Genomic DNA, 26070 nt, shown 5'->3' with positions numbered 1-26070 from the left:
GGCGTCGGCGCTTCGCGCCGCCGGGCCGGTGACTGCGGGGGTGACCGTTCGAGGGCCTGTGCTCCGGGGGAGTTCCCCACGGTTGGCGGGCTAGGGGTGGCGGTGACCAGGGACAATCCGGTGGCCGCCGACGAAAGTAAGGGGACGTTCGACACGCCTGCGCGCGTACGGGAAACGCTCCCAACGCGAGCACGACGCGGCAGTACGCGCGTAGGTGTGTCGGGCGGCCCCGACCCCCGGCGGGACTGCGGCGCACCACATCCGAAGGCGAGGTGCACTCGCGCCCGGCAGTGAGCCGACAGCGGAGAGAGACCCCCTATCCAGCCCGCCCGGCGTTTGAGGGCGAGGCGCGCAGCGCCGAAAAGCCCGGCCGGACGGCCGGAGAGGCGCCGAATAGCCCGGCCGGCGCTTGAGGCCTCCGGCCGAAGGCCGGATGCGCGACAGCCGACGCAAACGGAAGACGAAGACCGAGGCACACCGCCGCGCGACGGAGGCCGAAGACCGAGGCACACCGCCGCGCGACGGAGGCCGAAGACCGACCCACACCGCCGCGCGACGGAGGCCGAAGACCGGCACACGCCGCCGCGCGACGGAGGCCTACGCTGGACCCCATGACCCGTAACCGATGGTCCGACCTCGACCGCCCGCCCCTGGACGCCGGCGCCCTGCGTAAGGCGCTCGTGCGGGACGGGGGGTTGTGGACCGGCGTCGAGGTCGTCGACGTCACCGGGTCCACCAACGCGGACCTCGTGGCGCGGGCCGCCGGGGAACCGGAGGGCCTCGTCCGCGTCGCCGAGGAGCAGCGCGCCGGCCGGGGGCGGCTCGAGCGGAGCTGGACGGCGCCCGCGCGGTCCGGGCTCTTCTTCTCCGTGCTGTTGCGTCCCGGGGAGGACGTCCCCGGGGAGAGGTGGGGCTGGCTGCCGCTGCTGGCGGGAGTCGCCGCCGCCACCGCCGTCGCGCGGACGGCCGGCGTCGACACCTCGCTGAAGTGGCCCAACGACCTCCTCGTCGACGTCGGCGGCGAGGAGCGCAAGGCCGGCGGCATCCTCGCCGAGCGCGCCGGCGACGGCGCCGTCGTCCTCGGCATGGGCCTCAACGTGACCCTCCGCAAGGACGAACTCCCCGTCCCCACCGCCGGCTCCCTCGCCCTCGCCGGCGCGAGAGGCACCGACCGCGACCCCCTGCTGCGTGCCGTGCTGCGCTCCCTGGAGCAGTGGTACGGCGACTGGCGCGCCGCCCGCGGCGACGCGGCGGCCTGCGGGCTGCTCCAGGCGTACGCCGCCGGCTGCGCCACCCTCGGGCGTACGGTCCGCGCCGAACTCCCCGGTGGCGCCACCCTCTCCGGGGAGGCCGTCGCGGTCGACGGCGACGGGCGGCTGGTGCTGGCGACCGAGGCCGGCGTACAGCGGCCGGTGGGCGCGGGGGACATCGTTCACCTGCGATAAAGGCATGATGGGGCGCACGCCGAAAAGTACCGGCCCGACCGAAGTGAGCTGGCCCACACTTCCCGTATCGTGGGACCGGACCAGGCGAGACAGAGGGACGGAAGGGCAGTGCGCGGCGAACGGACAGGGGTGGGGCGGTGAGCGTCGACGACCAGGTCTCCGGCGTGCCCGGGGCCCCGGACGAGTCCTCGCCGGAGGACAGCGAAGAGGGACAGGACGCGCTCCGGCTCGAGCAGCTGATCCTGGGCTCGGAGCGCCGCTACACGCCGTTCCAGGCGGCCCGTTCGGCGGGCGTCTCGATGGATCTGGCCTCGAGGTTCTGGCGTGCGATGGGCTTCGCCGACATCGGGCAGGCGAAGGTGCTCACCGAGGCGGATGTGCTGGCGCTGCGGCGCCTGGCCGGTCTGGTCGAGGCGGGGCTGCTCAGCGAGTCCATGGCCGTGCAGGTGGCGCGGTCCACGGGGCAGACGACCGCGCGGCTCGCGGACTGGCAGATCGACTCCTTCCTGGAGGGCCTCACCGAGCCCCAGGAGCCGGGCATGACGCGGATGGACATGACGTATCCGCTGGTCGAGCTGCTGCTGCCGGAGCTGGAGGAGTTCCTGGTCTACGTCTGGCGCCGTCAGCTGGCCGCCGCGACGGGGCGGGTCATCTCCGCCGCCGAGGACACCGAGATGGTCGACCGGCGCTGGGCCGTCGGCTTCGCCGACCTCGTCGGCTTCACGCGGCTGACGCGGCGGCTGGAGGAGGAGGAACTCGGCGAGCTGGTCGAGGCGTTCGAGACGACGGCCGCCGATCTGGTCGCCGCGTACGGAGGGCGGCTGATCAAGACGCTCGGCGACGAGGTGCTCTTCGCCGCGGAGGACGTCGGTACGGCGGCGGAGATCGGGCTGCGGCTCATCGAGACCCTGGCGAACGACGAGACGATGCCGGAGCTGCGCGTCGGCATCGCGTTCGGCACGGTGACGACGCGGATGGGCGACGTCTTCGGTACGACGGTGAATCTGGCGTCGCGGCTGACGTCGATAGCGCCGAAGGACGCCGTGCTGGTGGACGGCGACTTCGCGGAGGAGCTGATCCGCGAGGGCGACGCCCCCGCCTCGGAGGCGGAGGCGACGCTCGCCGCGAAGGCCGCGCAGGACGAGGGCCGCGAGCCCCCGGCGTACCGCTTCGGCCTCCAGCCGATGTGGCAGCGCCCGGTCCGCGGCCTCGGGGTCGTGTCCCCGTGGATGCTGTCCCGCCGGTCGGAGTCCTAGTCACACACCGGGCCAGGAAGGCTTGCGTTTCTCGTTGAACGCCCGCACCCCCTCCGCCCGGTCGCCCGAGAACGCCGTGGTGCGCCACGCCGCGTCCTCCAGGTCCAGCCCGGCCGGGAGGTCCTTCCCGTACCCCAGGCGCATCGCGCGCTTGGCCGCCCGTACGCCCACGGGGGAGTTCCCCGCGATCCGCGCGCCCAGCGCCAGCGCCGCCGTCCGGGCCTCGCCCGCCGGTACGAGGTCGTCGACCAGACCCAGCTCCCGGGCCTCCGCCGCCTCGACCCGGCGTCCGGTGAAGACGAGCTCCGCGGCGCGGGCCGCGCCCACCCGGCGCGGGAGCAGCTGCGTACCGCCGCCGCCGGGGATGACGCCGACGGTGACCTCCGGCAGGCCGACGACCGCCGTGGAGTCCGCGACGATCACGTCGCACGACAGGGCGATCTCGTACCCCCCGCCGAGGGCGAAGCCGTGCACGGCGGCGATGGCGGGCATCGGCAGCTCCAGCACGCCCGTGTAGCAGGCGCGGCTGGTGGGGCGCTGGCGGCGCATGTCGTCGTCGCTCATGGCGTTGCGTTCCTTGAGGTCCGCGCCGACGCAGAACGCCCGCTCGGCGGACGACGTCAGCACCACCGCGCGGACGTCCGCGTCCGCCGCGAGGGCAAAGGTCGCGGCGGCGACCCCGCGGGCCAGCTCCAGGGACACCGCGTTCATCGCCTTGGGCCGGTCGAGCCGCAGCTCGGCGACGTATCCGTGCCGGACGACGGCCACGAACTCGCCGTAACGGACCTCATCGGTCATGGGGGCGCCTCCGCCTGTACGTTCCTTCGTGTTAACGCCCGCTAACGTAACGCCCCGGGGCGGGCTTGACCAGCCCGGCCCGGGACGGAATAGGGCCGGTCGGCCCATGCCACACGCGCCCCTGCTCAGGGCAAACCCCTGCATACCTCCCTACGCTGGAACCCGTGCAACCGGATGCGCGGCTTTGCCGCATGGCCGAGATGGCCCAGGCGATGGCCGCCGCGAACGGTCCGCGGGGGACTGTGCGGGCGGCGGCCGAGGGGGCGCGGCGTGCCCTGGGCGGGAGCTTCGCGGCCGTGTCCGTCTGGGAGCGCGAGCGGGGGCGGCTGCGGGTGCTGGTGAACTCCGGGGAGCTGGCGCCGGGGGAGGAGGAGTTTCCGGAGGACGAGTCGTACCCCGTGCACGACTACCCCGAGATCGCCGAGTTCCTGGGTGGCGAGCACCGCCGCGCCCACCCCGCCTGGATCGCCGTCGCCGAGGATCCCCTGGCCCGCGGCGCCGCCCTGCGCCGGCGGCGGCGGGGCTGCTGCGTCGTGGCGCCGATCGTCGTGCACGACCGCGCCTGGGGCGAGCTGTACGTCGCCCGCCCCGCCGGCGCCCCTGTCTTCGGCGCCGGCGACGCCGCGTACGCCACCGCCCTGGCCTGCGTCGTCGCCGCCGGCGTGGCGCAGAACGAGCGGCTGGAGGAGGCCCGCCGCCTCGCCTTCACCGACCCCCTGACGGGCCTGGCCAACCGCCGCGCCGTCGATCTGCGGCTGGAGGAGGCGCTGCGCGAGCACCGGGCGCGGGGGACCATCGTCAGCCTCGCCGTCTGCGACCTGAACGGCCTCAAGCAGGTCAACGACTCCATGGGCCACGCCAGCGGCGACAAGCTCCTGGAGCGCTTCGGCTCGCTGCTCTCGTTGTACGGGGCGAACCTTCCCGGCGCGCTGGCGGCGCGCCTCGGCGGTGACGAGTTCTGTCTGCTGGCCGTCGGGCCCACCGCCGACGAGTTCGTACGGGCCGTCGAGGAGCTCTCCGTACGCGCCGCGGAGCTGGACCTCGGACACGGCGTGAGCTGCGGCATCGCCTCCACCGGCGACCCGATCGGGCCGGTGCGCACCGGGCGGCGGCTGTTCCGGCTCGCGGACGCCGCCCAGTACCGGGCGAAGGCGGCGCACGCGGTCAAGCCCGTGGTCGCCGGGCGGGACGAGGCCGTGGTGCGGCTCGTGGACCGGGACGAGGGCGGGCAGCGCGAGCGGCGGCGCTTCCGGGGGCGGGTCAACGAGCCGCCCGATGACGACCCCGCCTGATGACAGGCATCGATTCACTCTCTAAGGTTCCTGAATATGGATATGCAGAACCCTGCCCCCGTCGTCGTGGGCACCAGTGGTGTGACCGCCGCCGACGTCATCGCCGTCGCCCGCGACAACGCGCGCGTGGAACTGTCCCCCGACGCCCTCGAGGCCCTGGCCGCCGGCCGCCGCGTCGTCGCCGACCTCGCCGCCCGCCCCGAGCCGGTGTACGGCGTCTCCACCGGCTTCGGCGCCCTCGCCGTCCGCCACATCGGCCCCGACCTGCGCGCCCAGCTGCAGCGCAACATCGTCCGCTCGCACGCCGCCGGCATGGGCCCGCGGGTGGAGCGCGAGGTGGTCCGGGCGCTCCAGTTCCTGCGGCTGAAGACCGTCGCCTCCGGCCGTACGGGTGTCCGCCCCGAGGTCGCCGAGGCCATGGCCGCGCTGCTCAACGCCGGCATCGTGCCCGTGGTGCACGAGTACGGCTCCCTGGGCTGCTCCGGCGACCTCGCGCCGCTCTCCCACTGCGCGCTGGCGCTGATGGGCGAGGGCGACGCGGAGGGTCCCGACGGGGTGATCCGCCCGGCCGGGGAGCTGCTCACGGAGGCGGGGCTGAAGCCCGTCGAGCTGCGGGAGAAGGAGGGGCTGGCGCTGCTCAACGGGACCGACGGCATGCTCGGCATGCTCGTCCTGGCCTGCGCCGACCTCGGGCGGCTGTTCACCGCCGCCGACATCACCGCCGCCCTGACCCTGGAGGCGCTGCTGGGCAGCGCCAAGGTGCTGGAGCCCGAGCTGCACGCCATCCGCCCGCACCCGGGGCAGGCCGCCTCGGCCGCCAACATGCTGCGGGTGCTGGAGGGCTCCGGGCTCACGGGGCACCACCAGGACGACGCGCCGCGGGTGCAGGACGCGTACTCCGTGCGCTGCGCCCCGCAGGTCGCCGGCGCCGGGCGCGACACCCTCGCGCACGCCCTGCTGGTCGCCGAGCGGGAGCTGGCGGCGGCCGTCGACAATCCCGTCGTGCTGCCCGACGGGCGGGTGGAGTCCAACGGGAACTTCCACGGGGCCCCCGTCGCGTACGTCCTGGACTTCCTCGCCATCGCCGCCGCCGACCTGGCGTCCATCGCGGAGCGCCGCACCGACCGGCTGCTGGACAAGAACCGCTCCCACGGCCTGCCCGCCTTCCTCGCCGGCGACCCCGGCGTGGACTCCGGCCTGATGATCGCCCAGTACACGCAGGCCGCGCTGGTCTCGGACATGAAGCGCCTGGCCGTCCCGGCCTCCGTGGACTCCATCCCGAGCTCCGCCATGCAGGAGGACCACGTCTCCATGGGCTGGTCCGCCGCGCGCAAGCTCCGTACCGCCGTCGACAACCTCACCCGCGTCGTCGCGATCGAGCTGTACGCGGCCACCCGCGCCCTCGAGCTCCGCCACGGCCTCACCCCCGCCCCGGCGACCGCCGCGGTCCTGGCCGCGGTACGGGCCGCGGGCGTCCGCGGGCCGGGGGAGGACCGCTTCCTGGCGCCGGACCTGGCGGCGGCGGACGGCTTCGTACGCACCGGGGCGCTGGTGACGGCGGCCGAGACGGCGGTCGGTCCGCTGCTGTAGTTCCGCGCACCGTGACGGGGGCGGCTCTCACCGTGAGGGCCGCCCCCGTTCCGTGGCATATCGCACATTTTCCGGGCGTCTGGAGCAGGTAGCGTCGAAAGGGGCGTTTTTACGCACGAGCCATCCGTCGAAGTTCGGAGATCCTTTGAGCGCGCACGCCGTACGACGCAAGCACCTGATCGCCGTGACCGTGGTCGCGAGTGGAACGCTGCTCCTCACCGCCGCCTGCGGCGGGATCAGCCAGGCGGCCACCGACCACTCCCCGACGCGGGTGACGGCGGACGTCGGCGACGCGCCGGACGCGCAGATCACGATCACCCCGCGCGATGGCGCGCGCAACGTCGGCATCAACCGCGACACCCGCGTCACCGTCACGCACGGCACGCTCACCGAGGTGACCCTCACGGCCGCCACCGGCGGCCCGAAGATCGCCGGGACGATATCCCCCGACGGCACCTCCTGGGCCCCGTCCACCACCCTGAAGCGCGGCACCGACTACAAGCTGACCGCGAAGGCGAAGGACGGCCGCGGCCGCCTGGCCACGTCGAACTCGCACTTCACCACCGTGTCCGCCGCGCACAGCTTCCTCGGCCACTTCCAGCCCAACATCGAGGGCAAGACCGTCGGCGCCGGCATGTACCCCTCGATCCAGTTCGACAAGCCGGTCGAGAACAAGGCCGCCGTCGAATCGAAGATCACCGTCAACGCGAGCAGCGGCCAGCCGGTCGTCGGCCACTGGTTCGGCGACAACCGCCTGGACCTGCGCCCGCAGCACGAGTTCGCGCCCGGCACCACCGTCACGCTGTACCTGGACCTCGAGGGCGTCCAGGCCTCCACCGGTGTGTACGGCGTGCAGGACCGCGAGGTCTCGTACACCGTCGGCCGCTCGCAGGTCTCCACCGTCGACATCGCCGCCAAGAAGATGACGGTCACCCGCGACGGCAAGGTGATCAAGACCCTGCCGATCTCCGCCGGTTCCGCCGACAACCCCACGTACAACGGCACCATGACGATCTCCGAGAAGTACCGCGAGACCCGCATGGACGGCTCCACCGTCGGCTTCAAGGACAAGAAGGGCGCCAGCGAGTACGACATCCCGGACGTCCCCCACGCCATGCGTCTGTCCCGCTCCGGCACCTTCGTCCACGGCAACTACTGGAGCACCCCGGCGTCGACCTTCGGCAAGGTCAACGTCAGCCACGGCTGCATCGGCCTCGCCGACGCCCAGGGCGCGGACGACCCGGAGACCGACGGCGCCTGGTTCTACGCGAACTCCCTGATCGGCGACCAGATCGTCGTCAAGAACTCCCCGGACAAGACGATCACCGCCGACAACGGGCTGAGCGGCTGGAACATGGACTGGGCGCAGTGGACGGCGGGCAGCGCGCTGTCGTAACTCTGCCGAGGGCAGATCTGCCGGAGGCAGAGATCCCTTCCGGGGCCGGGCGCACCGGCCGAAGGTGAAAGGGCGCGGTCCGACGCGGGCCGCGCCCGATCCTTTGGAGGCCCCATGCCCGTCCGGGACCCGTCCCTCGCGCCACGCGCCGAGGAGGGCGACACCCCCAGCAACCGCTTCGACGACCACCTCGCCGCCCAGCTGCTGCTCCAGCGGATCATCATCCTGGGCACCCAGGTCGACCAGATCTCCGCGAACCGGGTCTGCTCCCAGCTGCTCCTGCTGTCCGCCGAGGACCCGAAGACCGACATCAGCCTCGTCATCAACAGCCCCGGCGGCTCGGTGACCGACGGTCTCGCGATCTACGACACCATGCGGCTCATCCCCAACGACGTCTCCACCCTCGCCATGGGATTCGCCGCCAGCATGGGCCAGTTCCTGCTCACCGTCGGCACCGCCGGCAAGCGCTACGCGCTGCCCAACGCGCGGATCATGATGCACCAGCCCAGCGCCGGCATCGGCGGCACCGCCGCCGACATCGAGATCCAGGCGGAGAACCTCGAGTTCACCAAGAAGTCCATCGAGCGCATCACCGCCCACCACACCGGCCAGACCGAGGAGACCATCTCCCGCGACGGCGACCGCGACCGCTGGTTCACCGCCGAGCAGGCACGGGAGTACGGGATGGTCGACCGCGTCGTCGACTCCCTCGAGGACGTGCGCCCGGCCGGTCCGCGGCGCCGGATGGGACTGTGAGGACACCGCGATGAGCCAGTACACGATCCCGACCGTCGTCGAGCGCACCGCGCACGGCGAGCGCGCGTACGACATCTACAGCCGGCTGCTGTCCGAGCGGATCATCTTCCTCGGCACGGAGATCGACGACGGCGTCGCCAACGTCGTCATCGCCCAGCTGCTGCACCTGGAGTCGGAGAACCCCGACCGGGAGATCTCCTTCTACATCAACTCGCCCGGCGGCTCCTTCACCTCGCTCATGGCCATCTACGACACGATGAGCTACGTCACCGCCCCCATCTCCACCCTCTGCGTCGGCCAGGCCGCGTCCACCGCCGCCGTCCTCCTCGCCGGGGGCGACAAGGGCCGGCGCGCGGTCCTCTCGCACGCCCGGGTGCTGCTCGGGCAGCCGGCGAGCGGGGGCAGCCGGGGGACGGTCTCCGATCTGACGCTGCAGGCCAAGGAGTTGCTGCGGATCCGCAGCCAGGTGGAGGAGGTGCTGTCCGAGCACACCGGGCACGATCTGGCCTCGCTGCGGGCGGACATGGACCGCGACAAGGTGTTCACCGCAGAGGAGGCGGTGGCGTACGGGCTCGCGGACGCGGTGCTCAGCCGGCGGCCGATGTGACCTCCGGGGCGCTCAGGCCGCCAGGCACATCGCGCCCGGCCCGCCGCCCGGCCGGCGACCGGGCACCGCACGGGCCGGCGCCACCGTCGTCGTGAGCCGGACCAGCTCGCCGTGCGCCCGCGCCAGTACGTCCGCCAGCCCCAGGCCGAGGGCGCGGGCGGCGGCGGCCAGGACCTCCGAGGAGGCCTCCTTGCGGCCCCGCTCCAGCTCGGAGAGGTACGGCATGGAGATCCGGGCGTCCTCCGCCACGTCCTTCAGCGTCCGCCCCTGCGTCAGCCGCTCCCGGCGCAGCACGTCGCCGACGAGGTCGCGCCACAGGGGCTCCCTCGGGGCGGGTGCCGGGGCGCTGGGCTCGCGGGGGTCGTGGGGTTCACGCGGGGCGAGCGGGCGCAGGGGGATGACGCGGGCGGCGGGCTTGTGCGCTTCGGAGGCCATCCGCTCAGCGTAGGCGCCGGGCGCCCGGCCGGGGGGTGGTCGGCCGGGCGCTCTGCCGAAGGCGAAATCGGCGGGTCACGCGAGTCCCGCCCGTACCGCCGCCGTCAGGCCCGCGTGTTCTCGCTGACCTTGATGTGTCCCTTGCGGATCACCGCCAGCCGGGGTGCCTTGCGGGCGATGGAGCTGTCGTGCGTGACCATCACGAACGTCAGCCCCCGTTCGCGCCACAGCGACTCCAGGACGGCCATGATCTCGTCCCGCATGTCCTCGTCGAGGTTCCCGGTGGGCTCGTCCGCGAGCAGCACCTTGGGTTCCTTGACGATGGCGCGGGCGATCGCGACGCGCTGCTGCTGGCCGCCGGACAGCTCGCTCGGCAGATGCGTCAGCCGCTCGCCGAGCCCCACGGACTCCAGTGCCCCGGCCGCGCGCCGCCGCCGCTCCTTCGCCCGTACGCCGAGGGGGACCAGCGCGGCCTCCACGTTCTCCCGGGCGTTGAGGGTGGGGATCAGGTTCCACGACTGGAACACGAACCCGATGGTGCTCGCGCGGACCTTCGTCAGCCGCGCCTCCGACAGCTTCGCCAGATCCGTGCCGTCGAGCTCGACGGATCCCGCGGTGGGTTTGTCGAGGCCGCCGAGCATCTGCAGCAGCGTCGACTTGCCGCCGCCGGTGGGCCCCTGGACGACGAGCTTGTCGCCCTGGTCGATGGTGAGGTCGATGCCGTCGAGGGCGTCGATGGTCTGCTTGCCGCGCCGGTAGCGTTTGCTGACGCCGCTCAGTCTGTACATGGCCGGGTGCTCCTGGGTTCGGGTGGGGGCGGGGGTCACTCGACGCGCCGCAGCGCGTCCGCCGGGCGCAGGCGCGCCGCGCGCCAGCCGCCGAAGCAGCCGGCGATGATGCCGCCGGCGGCGGCGAGGACCACGGCCAGCACGATCACGTCGAGGGTGACGGGGGCGTGGAGGGCGATCTCGACGCTCTCGTTCGCGGACCGCAGCGCCTTGCCGATGGGGCCCGGCCCGCCGCCGGGCCCGCCCTGCTCGCCGCCGGTGGTGGCGGTGAGGGTCGGGGCGACGGTGGACACCAGCCACGCGCCGCCGACGCCGAGGGCGATGCCGAGCGCGCCGCCGATGATGCCGTTGACGAAGGCCTCGCCCATGACCTGCCGTACGACCCGGCCGCTGCGCCAGCCGACGGCCTTCAGCGTGCCGAACTCGCGCACCCGCCGCGACACGGCGGACATCGTCAGCAGCCCGGCGACGAGGAACGCGGCGATCAGCACCGCGATCGAGAGCCACTTGCCGATGTTGTTGGCCAGGTCGGAGGCGGTGGACAGATTCCCGGAGACCTGCTCGGCGAGGTCGGCGGAGGAGGTGACGGTGGCGCCGTCGACGTTCTTGTCGATCGCGCTCTTCACGGCGCCGATGTCGTCGGAGCTGTCGGCCTTGACGTAGACCGTGGAGACCTTCCCCTTCATGTCGACGTCGGCGAGGTCCTGGGCGCGCTTCAGCGGGATGTAGACGTTGGAGACGGAGGCCCCGGTGTCGGCGGTGGCGATCCCGCTGACCTCGAACTTCTTGCCCTTGATGGTGACGGTGTCCCCGACCTGGAGGTCCTTGTCCTTGGCGTACGCGCTGTCGACGACGGCCTTCAGCGCGTTGGTGTCGGAGGCCGTGAACCCGCTCCCGCCGCTGATCTTCGACGACGACAGCGGCCCGACGCCGGACTCGGTGACGTCGACGCCGGTCACGGTGAAGGAGTCGACGTCGACGTCCGCGCCGCCGCCCCCGACGAACATCCGCCGCTCCTTGGGCTTCTCCCCGGGCTCCGGCTGGTCCTGCTTGATCTCCCCGGGCTTGAACTCGCCCTTGAACTGCATGTCGGTGAGCGCCAGCGCCCCGACGGCGGCGGCGACGCCGTCCTGCTGCCGCACCTGGTCGACGACGCTGTCGTCGAGGTTCTCGAATCCGCCGAGCGGCATCAGATTGTCGTCGGTCCGCTTGGTGTCCTCACCATCGGCCCCACCCCCGATACTGAACCGCTGCGGCTTGGCCCCGCCTTCCTCGGCCTCGGCCTTCTCCTTGGTGACGGTGAGATCGGTGCCCACCCCGTACAGGGAATGCAGCACCTCGTCCTGAGCGTCCCGCATCCCGGTGGACACGGACGCCACGGTGATGACCAGCCCGATCCCGAGCGCCAACCCCAACGCGACCACGACGGCCGCTTTCCTGCGCCGGCGCAACTCACGCCGCAAATAGGTGAAGAACATGCCGGGGAAGCTAGGCCCGGTTCTTTGACGTAATCCTTAGGCGGGGGTGAGAGGGGGATGAGAAACCCCGCCCGCACGGCAGCGGCTGTCCGCCGGGCGCAGTCCCGTTCCATCCCCCGATCGAGTGAGCGCAGGACATTGCATTTCCTGCAAGGTATTCTTCGCTTTATGAAGACTCCAGCTCCGGCGCTGCTGCCCATACTGCGCAGTTCCTTCCAGGGGGAGCTGCTGGCCTGGCTCTATCTCCACCCGGGGGAGGAGGCGTCGCTGACGGAACTGGCCGGGCGCTTCGGCGTCTCCTCGGCCACGGCGAGCAGGGAGGCATCCCGCCTCATCGAGGGTGGATTGGTTCTGGAGCGACGGCGGGGGACGCTGAGGCTGCTGCGTGCCGATACCGAGGGGCGCCTGGCACCTGCCCTCACGGAGCTGCTTGCTCTCACCTACGGGCCGATCGTCGTTCTCGGCGGTCTGCTGGCAGAGGTCGACGGGATAGAGGAGGCGTACATCTACGGTTCCTGGGCGGCTCGGTACTCGGGCCGGCGCGGTGGGGTTCCGAACGATGTGGATGTCCTGGTCGTCGGGGGGCCCGACGCGGACGAACTGTACGAGGCCGCGCGTGCGGCGGAACGGGTGCTGGGACGTGAGGTGAATGTTCACCGGGTGTCCCCGGAACGCTGGCTCGCCCCCGGCGACGACCCCTTCCTCACGTCGGTACGCGAGCGACCCATGGTGCGCCTGGAGGCGCAGCACGAGCACGGGAGAAACGTATGAAGTGGCAGCAGGGACGGGCGATGCTGGACGGCATGCTCACGCGTGGCGAACTCGAACGTCTGCCGGCGAGCCGCATACAGGCCGACAATCTGCTCGAGCAGTCCCGCAACCATCTGGCCGCTGCCGAAGCGATTACGGCCATCGACGCCATCGGGGCCTACCAACTGCTGTACGACGCAGCCCGCAAGGCGCTGGTCGCTGTCCTGGAGAATCAAGGTCTGCGTCCGACAAGCCGTGGAGGTCACATCGCAGTTCTCGACGCCGTCAGCGCACAGCTCGATCCACCGCTCGGCGCCGTATGAGCCCCTACTGACGGGGGGCGAGGGTGCCGGAAACGCGGACGGAGACCCCCGTGCGTCGCTCAGACCCCCGCCTCCACCACCCGGTCCGCGCAGTAGTCCCGGATCTCCGTGTACCGCTTGACCGGGTCCGACGCGTAGTCCCACGGCGTCGCGCCCGCATAGCCGTCGATCAGGCGGAACTGCTCCACCGCCTCCGGATAGCGGTCCTGCCAGTACAGGCACCAGGCCAGGAAGTGGCGGACCTGCGGCACCCGGCGGTTGTGGGGCGGGGCCGCCGCGACGTCCGCGAGGCAGGCGTCCACCGCCGCGACTATCTCCGGGCGCTTGTAGTACTCGTCCGGGTCCAGGTCGTCCTGCGACGTCTCGTACTCGAAGTGCGCGTACAGCGGGAGCAGCGTCAGCAGCGACCCGGGATACGCCCGCGAGGCCGCCGTCGCGGCGAAGGCGAACGACTCCTCGTGCGAGCCCCGCCACTTCGCGCACCAGTACTGCAGCGCCCGCGTGTACGCCCCCAGGTGGTACGGGTCGCGCTTCTCCGTCTCCGCCCACAGCTCGCGCATCCGCTCGTGCGGGTAGCCCAGCCCCATCGCCAGCGCCATCTCCACGATGTACGGGCTCGGGTCGCCGCCCCCCAGCGCCTGCGCCTCGGCGCACGCCTGCCGCGCCCGGTGCAGCACCTCGTGGAACCGGCGCGCCGACTCCTCGCCCACCGTGCTCCCCAGCCCGTTGCCGCGGATCGCCCACGCCAGGTCGATCAGCGCGTCCGCGTTGACCAGCGCCGCCCCCGGGTCGTGCGGGTGGGCCTGCCGCCACGCCAGCAGCCACGCGTCGTCCTTCGCGGCCTCCGCGGCCAGCTGACCGGCCCGGTGGTAGCGCTCCTGCCAGTCGCCCCCGGCCTCCGCGAGATACGTCGCCGCCGCCTGCCAGTCCCCGGCGCGGACCGCGGCCCGTACCGCCCCGTCGCGCGGGTCGGCGGGCTGGTCGCGGTCCGCGTCGAGGCGCTCCGGCGGTACGAAGCCCAGCCGGACGGAGCCGGCGGACTGCTTCCCGCGCCCGGCCGGCCGGGGCGTGCGGGCGGGGGCGGCGCCCCGGCTCCGGTGCGCCTTGTACGCGTAGAACGCGATCGCGACGACGAGGCTGAGGACAGGGACGATCAGGCGGTCCATCGGTTTCCGTTCGAGATGTGCGGGAGAGATCAGAGAGCCGGCGCCGACTGCGGCAGCATCGTCCGCAGCGGCCCCGTGTTGGGGGTGTCGGAGACGGCCGCGTCCAGTGCCTTGTCCAGGCGCTGCTCGTACCCCTGCGGCAGCCGCAGTACGGCCTCGGTGTGCCACGCCAGCTCCCACCACGCCTGCTGGGCGTCCACCAGCGCCAGCACGGTGAGGGACTTCAGGCCCGAGCGCAGCCGGGGGCGGGCGAACTCGCGGGCCGCGCGGCCGGTGGCGGACGCCGCCTCGGCGGACTTGGGGAGCTTGTCGACGACCGCCCACTGCTGCCCGTTGTCCACCGCCCACAGCAGCGCGTCCAGGGTCCCGGGCCCGCCGGTGACCTCCGCGGTCGCCGTGCGCAGGGGTTCGGCGCCGCGGTCGACGTACGTACGCAGCGACCGGTGCACCAGCTGCCCCCAGTCGACGCGCTCCAGCCCGCGCGCCTCCGCCGTGAGGACCGCGTCCTCCAGCTCCGCCAGCACCCGCGCCGGGTCGCGCAGCACCGCGATCGCCGGGCGGGCCGGCGGCAGTCCGCGGCCGTCGTCGGGCAGCTGCCCCAGCAGGGCGACGCGGTCGGCGATCGGCGGGTGGGAGTCGTACGGGGAGAGCTCCTCGCGCGGGGCGCCGGCGCGCAGCCGGGCGAGCTCCTCGCCGCGGGCGGCGAGCAGATGGCGCAGGCCGCCGAACACCTCGCCCGGCGGGGGCAGCAGTCCGGCGCCGGTGCCGAGGGTCGCGTACGACTCCATGTAGAAGCCGTACGCCGCGTCCAGCACGGGTATCTGGCGCAGCGCGGACGCCGTGACGTCCCGCCCGGCTATCTTCGCCGCGATGCGGTCGGCGGCCAGCTCCTGGGCGCGGCCGTCCTTGAGCGTCACCCGCAGGTAGAAGTGCGCGTACCCGATGAACGGCTTGGCCATCAGCCGGTAGCTGAAGCCCGCGATCCCCGCGTCGACCGCCTTGGCCTTCTTGCCCTTGGCGGTGAGTTTGGTGTTCCGCTTCTCCTGCTTGGCCAGCTCCCGGCCGGCGGCCTTGTCCGCGCGGTCGTGGAAGGCCTGGATGGTCCGCGAGACGGTGTACCGGCCGCGCAGCGTCAGCTGGGAGAGCCGGGTGTCGGCGTTGCTGAAGTGGCCGAGCTCGTGGCCGAGGACGGCGTGCAGCTGGGGCTCGTTCAGGCCGACCAGCAGCGGCGCGCCGATCCGCATCCGGCGCGGGCCGGGGAGCAGGCCCAGCAGCCGGGCGTTCTCGGTGACGGAGGCGTTCACGTCGCCGGTCAGCACCAGCTCGTCCGGCGCGGGGGTGCCGGCCTGCTCGGCCAGGGTCCGTACGGTGTGCCACAGCTCGGGCTGCCGCTCCTCGGTGAGGACGAGCCCGTCGCCGCCCTCGTCCTTCGGCGTACGCAGCGCGAGCATGCCCTGGACCAGGGGGATCGCGAGGAGGACCGAGACCACGTACAGCTTGACGGCCGCGGAGCCCGGCACGTCGGCGGCGAAGATCGCGACGTCGGCGCCGACGAGGACGCCGAGGACGACGACGCCCAGCAGATAGAAACCGGCGAGCAGCAGGAAAGCGCGTACTGCTGGCATGGGCGTCACCTCTCCGGGACAGTCGTCCGAGCTTCTGAGGTGAGGAGCATAGGCGACCGCCCGGACGGCGGACCCGGTCAGCCCCCGAGCACCGGCTGCCCGCCCGTCGCCCCCGCCACGGCCAGCGCGCGGTACAGGGCGTACTCCGTGGCCGGGTTCTCCTGGTACGACCACGGGATCGCGCCGCAGTACCCGTCGACGTGGGCGGCCTGGTCCACGGCCTCCGCGTACCGCTCCGCGCGCACCAGGAACCACAGCAGCAGATGCCGGACGTGCGGCAGCATCGGGTGGTCCGCCCGCGCGTGCTCCGCCGCGTACAGCGCGCCCGCGATCGCCTGGGTGACGACGGCGCTCTGGTAGAGGCCCCGCACCATGTTCACCTCGGGCAGATGCTCGTACACCGCGAACAGCGGCAGCGCCGCGAGGAGGCTGCCCTCCGGCGCGGAGCCGGCGGCGCGCTCGGCGAAGTCGTACGCGTCCTCGCGCGAGCCGTGCCACTTCTCGCAGGCGTACTGCAGGGCGGCGAGATGCGCGCCCATGTGGTCGGGGGCGACGGATTCGGTACGGGCCCACAGCTCCTCGAAGTCGGCCTGCCGGTAGACCAGCCCGCGGGCGATCGTCAGCTCGACGATGTCCGGTACGGGACTGCCGGGGTGCAGCAGCCGGGCCTCCCCGCAGACCTTGCGTGCCTCCTCCAGGATGATCCGGTAGTCGGCGGCCCCGGACCCCGCCAGCCACGCCTGACGCACCAGGAACTCGGCGAACACCTCCGCCCCGCCCGCGTCCTTCGGCGCCTCGGCCCGCCAGCGGCGCAGCCACGTACCGCCCTCACCGGGCTGCTGCCTCAGCTCGAACGCCGCCGCGCCGGCCAGGGTCTGCACGCGCTGCCAGCGCAGCTCCCAGTCGTCGCCGGTGAGCGCCAGCAGCCGGGCCGCCGGGCTCCAGTCGTGGTCGCGCGCTATCGCGTCGAGGGTCTCCGTCAGCTCCGGGTCGGGGCCGGGCAGCCGGACGTCGAGGTCCTCGACCGGTACGAAACCGGCCTGCGCCCCGAGGTCGGCGGGGCGCCCGCCGGACCCGAAGCCGCCGAGCTCACCGCGGCCCGCCCGGGAACCGCGCAGCAGCCGCACGGTCAGCGCGACGAGCAGGGCGACGACGGCCAGGGTGAACAGAAATTCCATGGTCGGTCCTGACTGGTGGGTTGAGGACGGGCGTCTGCTTCCAGCAAACCAGACTCAGCAAACCAGACGCCGCCGTGGATCAGCCGACTACCCTCGGTCCGCATGAGCGACCAGAGTTTTGAGACCCTCGCCATCCACGCCGGCCAGGAGCCGGATGCCGCGACGGGTGCCGTCGTACCGCCGATCCACCAGGTGTCCACGTACAAACAGGACGGTGTGGGCGGACTGCGCGGCGGTTACGAGTACAGCCGTTCCGCCAACCCGACTCGCAGCGCGCTGGAGGAGAACCTGGCGGCGCTGGAGGGCGGCCGCCGCGGTCTGGCCTTCGCGTCGGGGCTGGCGGCGGAGGACTGCCTGCTGCGGACGCTGCTCTCCCCGGGCGATCATGTGGTGATCCCGAACGACGCGTACGGGGGCACGTTCCGGCTGTTCGCGAAGGTGGTGTCGCGGTGGGGCGTGGAGTTCTCCGTCGCCGACACGAGTGACGTGCAGTCGGTACGGGCGGCGATGACGCCCCGTACCAAGGTCGTGTGGGTGGAGACGCCGAGCAATCCGCTGCTGGGGATCACGGACATCCCGCTGATCGCCGGGGTGGCGCGCGCCGGGGGCGCGAAGCTGGTCGTGGACAACACCTTCGCGAGCCCGTACCTCCAGCAGCCCCTCTCGCTCGGCGCGGACGTCGTCGTGCACTCGACGACGAAGTACATGGGCGGCCACTCGGACGTGGTGGGCGGCGCGCTGATCACGTCGGACGAGGCGCTGGGCGAGGAGCTGGCGTACCACCAGAACGCGATGGGCGCGATCGCCGGCCCGTTCGACGCGTGGCTGGTCATGCGGGGTATCAAGACCCTCGCGGTACGGATGGACCGGCACGGGGAGAACGCGGCGCGGATCGCGGCGATGCTGACGGAGCACCCGGCGGTCGGCCAGGTCCTGTACCCCGGTCTGGCGTCCCACCCGGGCCACGAGATCGCGGCGAAGCAGATGCGGGGCTTCGGCGGCATGGTCTCGTTCCGCGTCGCGGCGGGCGAGGAGGCGGCGGTGGAGGTCTGCAACCGCACGAAGCTCTTCACCCTGGGCGAGTCGCTGGGCGGCGTCGAGTCCCTGATCGAACACCCCGGCCGCATGACCCACGCCTCGGCGGCGGGCTCCCCGCTGGAGGTCCCCTCCGACCTGGTCCGCCTGTCGGTGGGCATCGAATCGGCCGAGGACCTGCTGGCGGACCTGCGGCAGGCGCTGGGGTAACGGAATCCGCGCGCTCCCGGGAACCGTCCTGGGGGCGCGCGGCCCCTTACTCCGCCCCCGGCCGCGCCCCCTCCACCGCCCGCCGCAGGACCGCGGACAGTTCCGCTGCGTCCTGCGTGAAGCCAGTCAGCAGGAGGCGCTTGCCGGAGCTCGTACGGATGCGGCAGTGGATGTCCCAGCCCATCGTCCGGCCCACCGCGTTGTCCTGGCCGATGTCCGACACCCCGGTGATCGTGTCCCACGGGAGGACCCGGGCCACGCCGGAGAGCAGGCCGGCCGCGGAGCCGTCGCTCGGTTCCTCGAACGTCTGGATGGTCACCGGGACCGCCGCCGCGGCCGCCGGGCCGGGCAGCAGGGAGATGAGCCCCACCCGGCCGTGGCGGGCCACCGCCGTCTCGTAGCGTCGTACGAACGGTCCCAATTCCCGCTCCGCCCGCGATGTCATTCGCCCCTCCCCGGGGCACCCGGGATTGTCGCGAGGAGGGGAGGGACGCGGCAAGGACGCCTGGTCGCGGGGTGATTGTCGGTGGGAGCGGATAGATTGCCCGGGGAGCAAGGAGGCTCAACCATGGCCAAGGAATTCCAGGTGACGTTCGACTGCGCCGACCCGGGTGCGCAGGCCGAGTTCTGGACGCAGGCGCTCGGCTACGAGCTGGCGCCGCCGCCCAAGCCGTTCGCGGACTGGACCGAGGCGCTCGACGCCTGGGGCGTGCCGCCCGAAGAGCGCAACGACCGGTCGGCGATCGTCGATCCGGAGGGCGCCGGGCCGCGGGTGTTCTTCCAGAAGGTGCCGGAGGGCAAGACGGTGAAGAACCGCGTGCATCTGGACATCCGCTCCGCGCCCGGCCTGAAGGGGGACGACCGGATGGCGGCGCTGGAGGTGGAGTGCGCGCGGCTGCTGAAGCTCGGCGCGACGCGGCTCTACCGCCTCGAGGGGGACGCGATGGACGAGGGCATCATCGTGCTGGCCGACCCCGAGGGCAACGAGTTCTGTCTGGACTGACGGCGAGGGGCGGCGGGCCGCAGGGCGCCGCCGCCCGTCTCACCAGTCCGTGAAGTCCGGCGTCGTCGTGTCCGCCGGCTCCACCCACGCGTCCGACACGCCCGCCCACACCGCGAGCCCGATCACCACGGCCGCCGCCAGCAGCCAGAAGGTGTACTTGGCGACCCGCCGCCGCCCCAGCACGCGCCGCCCCTGCCGGATCGTGCGCTCCGCCAGATACGGGGGGACGAGCGGATGCGCGGTGTCGAGCAGCGCGCGCACCTCCGACTCCTTGCGGTCCACGATGCTCATCCCGCCGCCCCCCTCACGTCGTCGCCCCCTCCGGCCGCGGCGCCCGCCGGCGGGCGGTGGCAGGGCGGCTGAGGATCGTCGACGTCGCGCCCACGAGGATCGCGTGGACGCGCTCCGGGGGCAGCCCGAGGGCCGCCGCCGTCTGCTCCTCCGCGACGCCCTCGTACAGCCGCAGCACCAGCACCAGCCGCTCCTGCGGCGTCAGCCGGTCCAGCAGACCGCCCGACGTACGCCGGAAGCGCCAGCCGAGATGCGCGAAGCGGGAGATCAGCTCCTGCCGGGCCGTCTCGTACGGATCCTCGCCGTGCAGCCTGTCCCAGCGGGCGTACGTGCGCGCCAGCGCGGCCGTCAGCAGCCGCTCCGCGGCCGGCGCGGCCCCGGGCGGCTCGCTCGTCAGCAACTGCGCCGTGTGCAGCAGTCGGCCGGCCGCCCCGGCCACGAAGGACTCGAACTCCCGGGCGCGCTCCTGCTCCTGGATCGCTCGCCGCTTGCCCAACGGCCGCTCCTGTCGGTGACCCACTCCCTCGGATACGCCTGTACGGCTCCATCTGACGGCAGTTGACCACCCGTGGTCAAGAGGCGGGGCGCGCCCTGCTCTACGAGCCCTCGGGAGCGGCGCCCGGGCCGCCGCCGAACTGCGAAACCATCCCGGACACCCGGGAGTTGAAGCGCTCGAGCAGTCCGGTGAACTGCTCGCGCTCCTCCTGGCTCCAGTCCTCGGTCAGCACCGCCATCAGCTCCTGCCGCGACGAGCGGACCTCCGCCAGCCGGGCCAGCCCGCGCGGCGAGAGCTGCAGGACGACGGCGCGGCCGTCCTCGGGGTGCGAGGCCCGGGTGACCAGGCCGCTGTCCACCAGCGGGGCGACCTGGCGGGTCACGGTCGAGGAGTCGATGCCCATCCCGGCGGCGAGGGCCTTGACGCCCATCGGTCCCTCCTGCTCCAGCCGGTTGAGCAGCAGATAGGCGGCGCGGTCCATGGAGTTGCGGACCTGGCCCAGCCCGCCGAGCCGGGTCTGTTCGGCCCGGCGGGCGAAGACGGCCACCTGGTGCTGGAGGGCGTCGAGTACCTCGGCGGTGCCCAGCTGCGGGGCGGTGTCACTGGTCGTCGGCATGGCCGGTGCTCACTTTGCGGATGACGGCCGGGCGGGGAACGGACGCCCTGGCCACAGGTGCGGAAAGAATGGGCACAGATTACGCGGCCCCGGCCTGCCCCGTACCCGGTCTGCACCAAAGGAATGCCGCGACCGGCCGCCTCGAGTGCCGGATGCGAGACTGACCGCATGAACGACCAGCCCCTTCCCGACGTCACGCCCGACGATGTGCGCGGCGCCCAGAAGATCCTCTCCGGGATCGCCCGGATCACCGCACTGGAGGGCAGCCGCCATCTGACCGGGCTCGTCGGCTCGCCGGTGCACTTCAAGTGCGAGAACCTGCAGCGCACCGGCTCGTTCAAGCTCCGCGGCGCGTACACCCGCATCGCCGGCCTCGACGCGTCGGAACGCGCCCGCGGCGTGGTGGCCGCCAGCGCCGGCAACCACGCGCAGGGTGTGGCACTGGCCGCCGCGCTCCTGGGCGTGCGCTCCACGGTGTTCATGCCGGTCGGCGCGCCGCTGCCGAAGGTCGCCGCGACCCGGGAGTACGGGGCCGAGGTGCGGCTGTCCGGCGAGGTCGTGGACGCGACGCTGACGGCGGCGCAGGAGTACGCGCGGCGGACCGGCGCGGTGTTCATCCATCCCTTCGACCACCCGGACGTGGTGGCCGGCCAGGGCACGGTGGGCCTGGAGATCCTGGAGCAGTGCCCGGAGGTGCGGACCATCGTGGTCGGGATCGGCGGCGGCGGGCTGGCGGCGGGGATCGCGGTGGCCGTGAAGTCGCTGCGGCCGGACGTACGGATCGTCGGCGTCCAGGCCGAGGGGGCGGCGGCGTATCCGCCGTCGCTGGCGGCGGGGCGGCCGGTGGCGCTGGAGTCGGTGGCCACCATGGCCGACGGGATCAAGGTGGCCCGTCCGGGGGACGTACCGTTCAAAATCATCGGCGATCTGGTCGACGAGGTGCGTACGGTCACCGAGGACCAGCTCGCTGGCGCGCTGCTGCTGTGTCTGGAGCGCGCCAAGCTCGTCGTGGAGCCGGCCGGCGTGGCGCCCGTCGCCGCGCTGATGGCGGACCCGGGGAGCTTCGCGGGGCCGGTGGTGGCGGTGCTCTCCGGCGGCAACGTGGACCCGTTGCTGATGCAGCGGGTGCTGCGGCACGGCATGGTCGCGGCCGGCCGCTATCTGTCGCTGCGGCTGGCGCTGCCGGACCAGCCGGGGGCGCTCGCGCTGCTCCTGGGCCGATTGTCAGAGGTGGACGCTAACGTCCTCGACGTGAGTCATATCCGGACCGATCCCCGGCTGCGGCTCACGGAAGCCGAGGTCGAGGTACATCTCGAGACCAAGGGGCCGGAGCACTGCGCGGAGGTGCTCGGGGTCCTGGGGGACGCCGGATACACGGTGATGCCGTAACGGGTCACTGCCGGGGAGGCCCTCGGGGCACGGGCATTCGGGCAACGCGACTTGACGCGATATGTCGCGTCCCCCTACGGTGGTCGCGTTGCCTCGACGTGACTTTATGTCCGACATTCCTGTGCCGAGTGGCACATACTCCCACGGTATGGAGAACCCAATGCCAGGCGCCATTTACGCCGAAGGTCTGGTGAAGAGCTTCGGCGACGTACGGGCACTGGACGGCGTCGATCTCGACGTACCCGAGGGCACGGTCCTCGGCCTGCTGGGACCCAACGGTGCCGGCAAGACCACGACCGTCCGGGTGCTGACGACGCTCCTGCAGCCCGACAGCGGGCGCGCGGAGGTCGCCGGCATCGATGTGCTCAAGCATCCCAACGAGGTCCGGCGGTCCATCGGGCTGTCCGGTCAGTTCGCCGCGGTCGACGAGTATCTGACGGGCCGGGAGAACCTGCAGATGGTCGGCCAGCTCTACCAGATGTCCGGCCGCGAGGCGAAGGCCCGCGCGGGCGAGCTGCTGGAGCGGTTCGGTCTCTCGGAGGCCGCCGACCGCACCGCCAAGACGTACTCCGGCGGTATGCGCCGGCGCCTCGACCTCGCCGCGGCGCTGGTGGTCAGCCCGCCGGTGATGTTCATGGACGAGCCGACGACGGGTCTGGACCCGCGTAACCGGCAGGCGCTGTGGGGCATCATCCAGGAGCTGGTGGCGGGTGGTACGACCCTGCTGCTCACCACCCAGTATCTGGAGGAGGCCGACCACCTCGCCCACGACATCTGCGTGATCGACCACGGCCGCGTCATCGCCCGCGGCACCTCCGACGAGCTCAAGGCCCGGACGGGCGGCGAGCGCGTGGAGGTCGTGGTGCACGACCGGACCCTGATCCCGTCCGGCGTCGAGGTGCTGGCGCGGCACGGCAAGGGCGAGGTCGCGGTCGCGGAGCACACCCGCAAGCTCACGGTGCCGGTTGTCGGCGGGGCCAAGCTGCTCGCCGACGTGATCCGGGACCTGGACGAGCGGGGCATCGAGATCGACGACATCGGTCTGCGCCGGCCCACGCTGGACGACGTGTTCATCTCCCTGACCGGCCACGCGGCCGAGGCCGGGGAGGACGAGAACGGCGAGGGCGCCGAGCAGACGCGGGACGAGAAGGAGAAGGACAAGTGAGCGCGAGCACCATCACCGCCCCGGCCTCCAGGGCCCCGCGCGGGCGCGGCGGCGCGGCCCAGTCCGTACGCGACTCGCTCGTCGTCGCCAGGCGGAATCTGATCCGGATGAGCCGGATCCCCGAGATGATCATCTTCGGGCTGTTCCAGCCGATCATGTTCGTGGTGCTGTTCAGCTACGTCTTCGGCGGCTCCATGGACGTCGGCGGCAGCACCAGCCCGGCGGACTACCGCGAGTTCCTGATGGCCGGCATCTTCGCCCAGACGGTCACCTTCGCCACCGCCGGCGCGGGCGCGGGCATCGCCGACGACATGCACAAGGGCCTCATCGACCGCTTCCGTTCGCTGCCCATGGCGCGCGGCGCGGTGCTGACCGGGCGGACGCTGGCCGACCTGGTGCAGACGGCGCTCACCGTGTTCGTCCTGGCGATCGTCGCGCTGCTGGTGGGCTGGCGGATCCACGAGGGCATCGCCAAGGCGCTGGGCGCGTTCGCCCTGCTGCTTCTGCTGGGGTACGCGTTCACCTGGATCGGCGCGCTGATCGGCCTGTCCGTGCGGACGCCGGAGGCGGCCACGTCCGGCGGTCTGATCTGGCTGTTCCCGGTGACGTTCGTCTCGAACGCCTTCGTCGACACCAGCAACATGACGCCGTGGCTGCGGCACATCGCCGAGTGGAACCCGTTCAGCGCCACGGTCCAGGCGTGCCGTGTGCTGTTCGGCAACCCGGGCGTCTCGACGTCCTCCGCCTGGCCGATGCAGCATCCGGTGTGGGCGTCGCTGCTGTGGTCGCTGGTGATCATCGCGGTGTTCCGCACCCTGGCGGTGCGTAAGTACCGCAACGCCGCCTGACCCCGCTGTACGGGAGGGTGCGGTCCCTGCCGGGGCCGCACCCTCGTCGTATGCCTGTCGTCAGCCCGTGTACGGCTTCGCGTCGAGGATCCGCACCATCGCGCTGCGGCCGTTCGGCAGCTCGTACGAGGCGTCCTCGCCGACCTTCTTGCCGTTGACGCCCCGTCCCAGCGGCGACTGCGGGGAGTACGTCTCGATGTCCGCCGAGGCGTACTCGCGGGAGGCCATCAGGAAGGTCAGGGTGTCGTCCGGGTCGCCGTCGAAGGCGATCGTCACGACCATGCCGGGCTCGACGACGCCGTCGTCGGGCGGGGTCTCGCCGATCTTCGCCTTCTCCAGCAGCTGGGTGAGCTGCCGGACGCGGAGCTCCTGCTTGCCCTGCTCCTCCTTGGCGGCGTGATAGCCGCCGTTCTCCCGCAGGTCACCCTCTTCGCGGGCCGCCTCGATCTTCTTGGCGATCTCAACGCGTGCGGGACCCGACAGGTACTCCAGCTCGGCCTTGAGCTGGTCGTACGCCTCCTGGGTCAACCAGGTGACGCTGTCGCTGGTCTGGGTCACAGGTGCTCCTCGTCGGTGTGTTTCTCAAAGCATGAGGGTGGATACAGTCAACGCCCTACCCAGAAGGTGTGCGCCTTCACGGATGGGGCGAAACCACGAGCGTAACAATTCCGGCAGCGGGGCGGGAGAGGATAACGGCCCGGGCCGAAGGTCCGCTCAGCCGGCGGACTGGCAGCCGAGCAGCTCCACACTGGTCGCCCGGCTCAGCGTACGGACGTCCACGGTTACGCTCTCGGCCGATTTCCCGGGCTCGATCCGGATCTCCCGGCTGCCCACGACGGACTTGTCCTCGGCCACCGCCCGCACCGTGCACACGCCGGTGACCTGCGAGTCCTTGTGGACCTCGAGCGTCGCCACCGCCTTGGTGTCCGACTGGACGCGGAACGTGACCAACTGCCCGGAGACATCCGTACCCGCCACATAGTCGTAGCCGAACCAGCCGACCACGCCCAGCCCCAGGACCCCCAGCACCGCTCCGACCAGCTTCAACCGCCGGTCCGATCTGGCGTCGTCCGCCGCGGCGCGGCCGTAACGCCCCTCGGGCGGGCGTACCTCTGCAGCGGTCATGCGGCCGATCCTTCGTGTGCCGGGCGGGCGGGGGCGCGGAATGAATTGTCAGTCCTTTCCGTCACTATAGAAGCCGCTCTTCTTCCGGAGCGACCTGGCTGCCCACGCTGGACCCACACGTTCGAGGACCGGATCTTGACTGAGCAACTGCGACTGATGGCCGTCCACGCCCACCCCGACGACGAGTCGAGCAAGGGCGCGGCCACCATGGCCAAGTACGTGTCCGAGGGCGTCGACGTCCTCGTCGCCACCTGTACGGGGGGAGAGCGCGGCTCGATCCTCAACCCCAAGCTCCAGGGCGACACGTACATCGAGGAGAACATCCACGAGGTGCGCCGCCAGGAGATGGCCGAGGCGCGCGAGATCCTCGGGGTCGGGCAGTCCTGGCTGGGCTTCGTGGACTCGGGGCTGCCCGAGGGCGACCCGCTGCCGCCGCTGCCCGAGGGCTGCTTCGCGCTGCAGGACGTGGACGTGGCCGCGGGGGAGCTGGTGAAGCTCATCCGGGAGTTCCGGCCGCACGTGATCACCACGTACGACGAGAACGGCGGGTATCCCCACCCCGACCACATCATGACCCACAAGATCAGCATGGTGGCCTTCGAGGCCGCCGGCGACGCGGCGAAGTACCCGGAGGCGGGCGAGCCCTGGCAGCCGCAGAAGCTCTACTACAACCAGGGCTTCAACCGCCCCCGCACCGAGGCCCTGCATCTGGCGATGATCGAGCGCGGGCTGGAGTCCCCGTACGGGGAGTGGCTGGAGCGCTGGAAGGACACGGTGCGCACGGAGCGCGAGATCACGACGTACGTGCCGTGCGCGGACTTCTTCGCCGTCCGCGACAAGGCGCTGATCGCGCACGCCACGCAGATCGACCCGGACGGCCCGTGGTTCCGGATCCCGCTGGAGGTCCAGGCCGAGATCTGGCCCACGGAGGAGTACGAGCTGGCGAAGTCTCTCGTCGAGACCTCCCTCCCCGAGTCCGACCTCTTCGCGGGTATCCGCGACAATTGAT

At 72.3% G+C, this 26070-nt stretch carries 28 protein-coding genes; 15 read left to right on the top strand and 13 right to left on the bottom strand.

The annotated features are described in order from the left end of the window. Window positions 1-611: 611 nt before the first annotated feature. On the top strand, window positions 612-1445 hold the full coding sequence (locus SRB5_RS25285; protein ID WP_153455715.1) for a biotin--[acetyl-CoA-carboxylase] ligase: 834 nt from the start codon (window positions 612-614) through the stop codon (window positions 1443-1445). 137 nt (window positions 1446-1582) lie between these two features. Beyond that, window positions 1583-2701: an adenylate/guanylate cyclase domain-containing protein gene (locus tag SRB5_RS25280; protein ID WP_407703972.1), complete on the top strand. Its 1119-nt coding sequence runs from the start codon at window positions 1583-1585 to the stop codon at window positions 2699-2701. On the opposite strand, the gene SRB5_RS25275 is transcribed toward SRB5_RS25280, so the two are convergent. Then, window positions 2702-3499 carry an enoyl-CoA hydratase/isomerase family protein gene (locus SRB5_RS25275; RefSeq protein WP_153455714.1) on the bottom strand — a complete coding sequence of 266 codons (798 nt, stop codon included), beginning with the start codon at window positions 3497-3499 and terminating at the stop codon, window positions 2702-2704. Between the two features lie 191 nt (window positions 3500-3690). Between SRB5_RS25275 and SRB5_RS25270 the strand changes: the two genes are divergently transcribed. The 5 genes from SRB5_RS25270 to SRB5_RS25250 all read left to right on the top strand — a co-directional run bounded on the left by SRB5_RS25270 (window position 3691) and on the right by SRB5_RS25250 (window position 9140). Next, window positions 3691-4791: a GGDEF domain-containing protein gene (locus SRB5_RS25270; RefSeq protein ID WP_153455713.1), complete on the top strand. Its 1101-nt coding sequence runs from the start codon at window positions 3691-3693 to the stop codon at window positions 4789-4791. 42 nt (window positions 4792-4833) lie between these two features. Next, entirely contained in the window at window positions 4834-6381 is a 1548-nt protein-coding gene (hutH, locus tag SRB5_RS25265) for a histidine ammonia-lyase (protein WP_407703976.1), read from the top strand. Between the two features lie 145 nt (window positions 6382-6526). Next, on the top strand, window positions 6527-7777 hold the full coding sequence (locus tag SRB5_RS25260; protein ID WP_153455711.1) for a L,D-transpeptidase: 1251 nt from the start codon (window positions 6527-6529) through the stop codon (window positions 7775-7777). A gap of 114 nt (window positions 7778-7891) precedes the next feature. Continuing rightward, window positions 7892-8533 (top strand): ClpP family protease, encoded by a 642-nt coding sequence (locus tag SRB5_RS25255; RefSeq protein WP_153455710.1) that lies wholly within the window; start codon window positions 7892-7894, stop codon window positions 8531-8533. A gap of 10 nt (window positions 8534-8543) precedes the next feature. Continuing rightward, on the top strand, window positions 8544-9140 hold the full coding sequence (locus SRB5_RS25250) for a ClpP family protease (RefSeq protein WP_153455709.1): 597 nt from the start codon (window positions 8544-8546) through the stop codon (window positions 9138-9140). A 12-nt stretch (window positions 9141-9152) separates the two neighbouring features. Here SRB5_RS25250 and SRB5_RS25245 read toward each other — a convergent pair whose 3' ends face one another. The 3 genes from SRB5_RS25245 to SRB5_RS25235 form a co-directional block, all read right to left on the bottom strand. Next, window positions 9153-9575, bottom strand: coding sequence for a helix-turn-helix domain-containing protein (locus SRB5_RS25245; RefSeq protein ID WP_153455708.1), 423 nt, complete (start codon window positions 9573-9575; stop codon window positions 9153-9155). Window positions 9576-9679: 104 nt separating this feature from the next. Further along, the gene (locus SRB5_RS25240) at window positions 9680-10363 is read right to left on the bottom strand and encodes an ABC transporter ATP-binding protein (RefSeq protein WP_153455707.1); all 684 of its coding nucleotides are present in this window, start codon (window positions 10361-10363) and stop codon (window positions 9680-9682) included. Window positions 10364-10398: 35 nt separating this feature from the next. Beyond that, complete coding sequence (locus SRB5_RS25235; protein ID WP_153455706.1) at window positions 10399-11841, bottom strand: ABC transporter permease; 1443 nt, start codon at window positions 11839-11841, stop codon at window positions 10399-10401. A 168-nt stretch (window positions 11842-12009) separates the two neighbouring features. Between SRB5_RS25235 and SRB5_RS25230 the strand changes: the two genes are divergently transcribed. Together SRB5_RS25230 and SRB5_RS25225 are read left to right on the top strand one after the other, a co-directional pair. After that, a complete protein-coding gene (locus SRB5_RS25230; RefSeq protein WP_153455705.1) occupies window positions 12010-12612 on the top strand; it encodes a MarR family transcriptional regulator in 603 nt (200 codons plus the stop codon). Beyond that, complete coding sequence (locus SRB5_RS25225; RefSeq protein ID WP_153455704.1) at window positions 12609-12914, top strand: hypothetical protein; 306 nt, start codon at window positions 12609-12611, stop codon at window positions 12912-12914. The genes SRB5_RS25230 and SRB5_RS25225 overlap by 4 nt, the downstream gene beginning before the upstream one ends. A gap of 59 nt (window positions 12915-12973) precedes the next feature. On the opposite strand, the gene SRB5_RS37215 is transcribed toward SRB5_RS25225, so the two are convergent. The 3 genes from SRB5_RS37215 to SRB5_RS25210 all read right to left on the bottom strand — a co-directional run bounded on the left by SRB5_RS37215 (window position 12974) and on the right by SRB5_RS25210 (window position 16883). Next, window positions 12974-14080 (bottom strand): hypothetical protein, encoded by a 1107-nt coding sequence (locus SRB5_RS37215; protein ID WP_153455703.1) that lies wholly within the window; start codon window positions 14078-14080, stop codon window positions 12974-12976. Between the two features lie 29 nt (window positions 14081-14109). Further along, window positions 14110-15705 (bottom strand): M48 family metallopeptidase, encoded by a 1596-nt coding sequence (locus SRB5_RS25215; RefSeq protein WP_153455702.1) that lies wholly within the window; start codon window positions 15703-15705, stop codon window positions 14110-14112. 77 nt (window positions 15706-15782) lie between these two features. Then, window positions 15783-16883, bottom strand: a complete 1101-nt coding sequence (locus tag SRB5_RS25210) for a hypothetical protein (protein ID WP_153455701.1) — start codon at window positions 16881-16883, stop codon at window positions 15783-15785. Window positions 16884-16985: 102 nt separating this feature from the next. Here SRB5_RS25210 and SRB5_RS25205 point away from each other — a divergent pair, with 102 nt between their 5' ends. Continuing rightward, on the top strand, window positions 16986-18128 hold the full coding sequence (locus SRB5_RS25205) for a cystathionine gamma-synthase (protein ID WP_153455700.1): 1143 nt from the start codon (window positions 16986-16988) through the stop codon (window positions 18126-18128). 46 nt (window positions 18129-18174) lie between these two features. Here the strand turns inward: SRB5_RS25205 and SRB5_RS25200 are convergent, their stop codons facing one another. Beyond that, window positions 18175-18573 (bottom strand): hypothetical protein, encoded by a 399-nt coding sequence (locus SRB5_RS25200; protein WP_153455699.1) that lies wholly within the window; start codon window positions 18571-18573, stop codon window positions 18175-18177. Window positions 18574-18696: 123 nt separating this feature from the next. On the opposite strand from SRB5_RS25200, the gene SRB5_RS25195 reads away from it, so the two are divergent. Beyond that, window positions 18697-19131, top strand: coding sequence for a VOC family protein (locus SRB5_RS25195; RefSeq protein ID WP_153455698.1), 435 nt, complete (start codon window positions 18697-18699; stop codon window positions 19129-19131). A gap of 39 nt (window positions 19132-19170) precedes the next feature. Here the strand turns inward: SRB5_RS25195 and SRB5_RS25190 are convergent, their stop codons facing one another. The 3 genes from SRB5_RS25190 to SRB5_RS25180 form a co-directional block, all read right to left on the bottom strand. Further along, entirely contained in the window at window positions 19171-19422 is a 252-nt protein-coding gene (locus SRB5_RS25190) for a hypothetical protein (protein ID WP_153455697.1), read from the bottom strand. Between the two features lie 13 nt (window positions 19423-19435). After that, a complete protein-coding gene (locus tag SRB5_RS25185; protein WP_153455696.1) occupies window positions 19436-19918 on the bottom strand; it encodes a sigma factor-like helix-turn-helix DNA-binding protein in 483 nt (160 codons plus the stop codon). A gap of 100 nt (window positions 19919-20018) precedes the next feature. Then, the gene (locus tag SRB5_RS25180) at window positions 20019-20534 is read right to left on the bottom strand and encodes a MarR family winged helix-turn-helix transcriptional regulator (protein WP_153455695.1); all 516 of its coding nucleotides are present in this window, start codon (window positions 20532-20534) and stop codon (window positions 20019-20021) included. 168 nt (window positions 20535-20702) lie between these two features. Here SRB5_RS25180 and ilvA point away from each other — a divergent pair, with 168 nt between their 5' ends. From ilvA to SRB5_RS25165, 3 genes are all read left to right on the top strand, one after another. Beyond that, window positions 20703-21923, top strand: coding sequence for a threonine ammonia-lyase (ilvA, locus tag SRB5_RS25175; protein ID WP_153455694.1), 1221 nt, complete (start codon window positions 20703-20705; stop codon window positions 21921-21923). A gap of 160 nt (window positions 21924-22083) precedes the next feature. Further along, window positions 22084-23088, top strand: a complete 1005-nt coding sequence (locus SRB5_RS25170) for an ATP-binding cassette domain-containing protein (RefSeq protein ID WP_153455693.1) — start codon at window positions 22084-22086, stop codon at window positions 23086-23088. Beyond that, complete coding sequence (locus SRB5_RS25165) at window positions 23085-23936, top strand: ABC transporter permease (protein WP_407703969.1); 852 nt, start codon at window positions 23085-23087, stop codon at window positions 23934-23936. The genes SRB5_RS25170 and SRB5_RS25165 overlap by 4 nt, the downstream gene beginning before the upstream one ends. A 60-nt stretch (window positions 23937-23996) precedes the next feature. Here SRB5_RS25165 and greA read toward each other — a convergent pair whose 3' ends face one another. After that, window positions 23997-24494 (bottom strand): transcription elongation factor GreA, encoded by a 498-nt coding sequence (gene greA / locus SRB5_RS25160; RefSeq protein WP_323378432.1) that lies wholly within the window; start codon window positions 24492-24494, stop codon window positions 23997-23999. 156 nt (window positions 24495-24650) lie between these two features. Beyond that, the gene (locus SRB5_RS25155; protein ID WP_153455692.1) at window positions 24651-25061 is read right to left on the bottom strand and encodes a DUF4307 domain-containing protein; all 411 of its coding nucleotides are present in this window, start codon (window positions 25059-25061) and stop codon (window positions 24651-24653) included. Between the two features lie 135 nt (window positions 25062-25196). Here SRB5_RS25155 and mca point away from each other — a divergent pair, with 135 nt between their 5' ends. After that, the gene (gene mca, locus SRB5_RS25150; protein ID WP_153455691.1) at window positions 25197-26069 is read left to right on the top strand and encodes a mycothiol conjugate amidase Mca; all 873 of its coding nucleotides are present in this window, start codon (window positions 25197-25199) and stop codon (window positions 26067-26069) included. Window position 26070 lies beyond the last annotated feature (1 nt).

Origin of the sequence: Streptomyces smaragdinus (genome assembly GCF_009604385.1) — a bacterium.
GTDB lineage: Bacteria > Actinomycetota > Actinomycetes > Streptomycetales > Streptomycetaceae > Streptomyces > Streptomyces smaragdinus.
The sequence above is the reverse complement of the archived record's forward strand: the minus strand, read 5'-3'. Positions and strand labels throughout refer to the sequence as shown.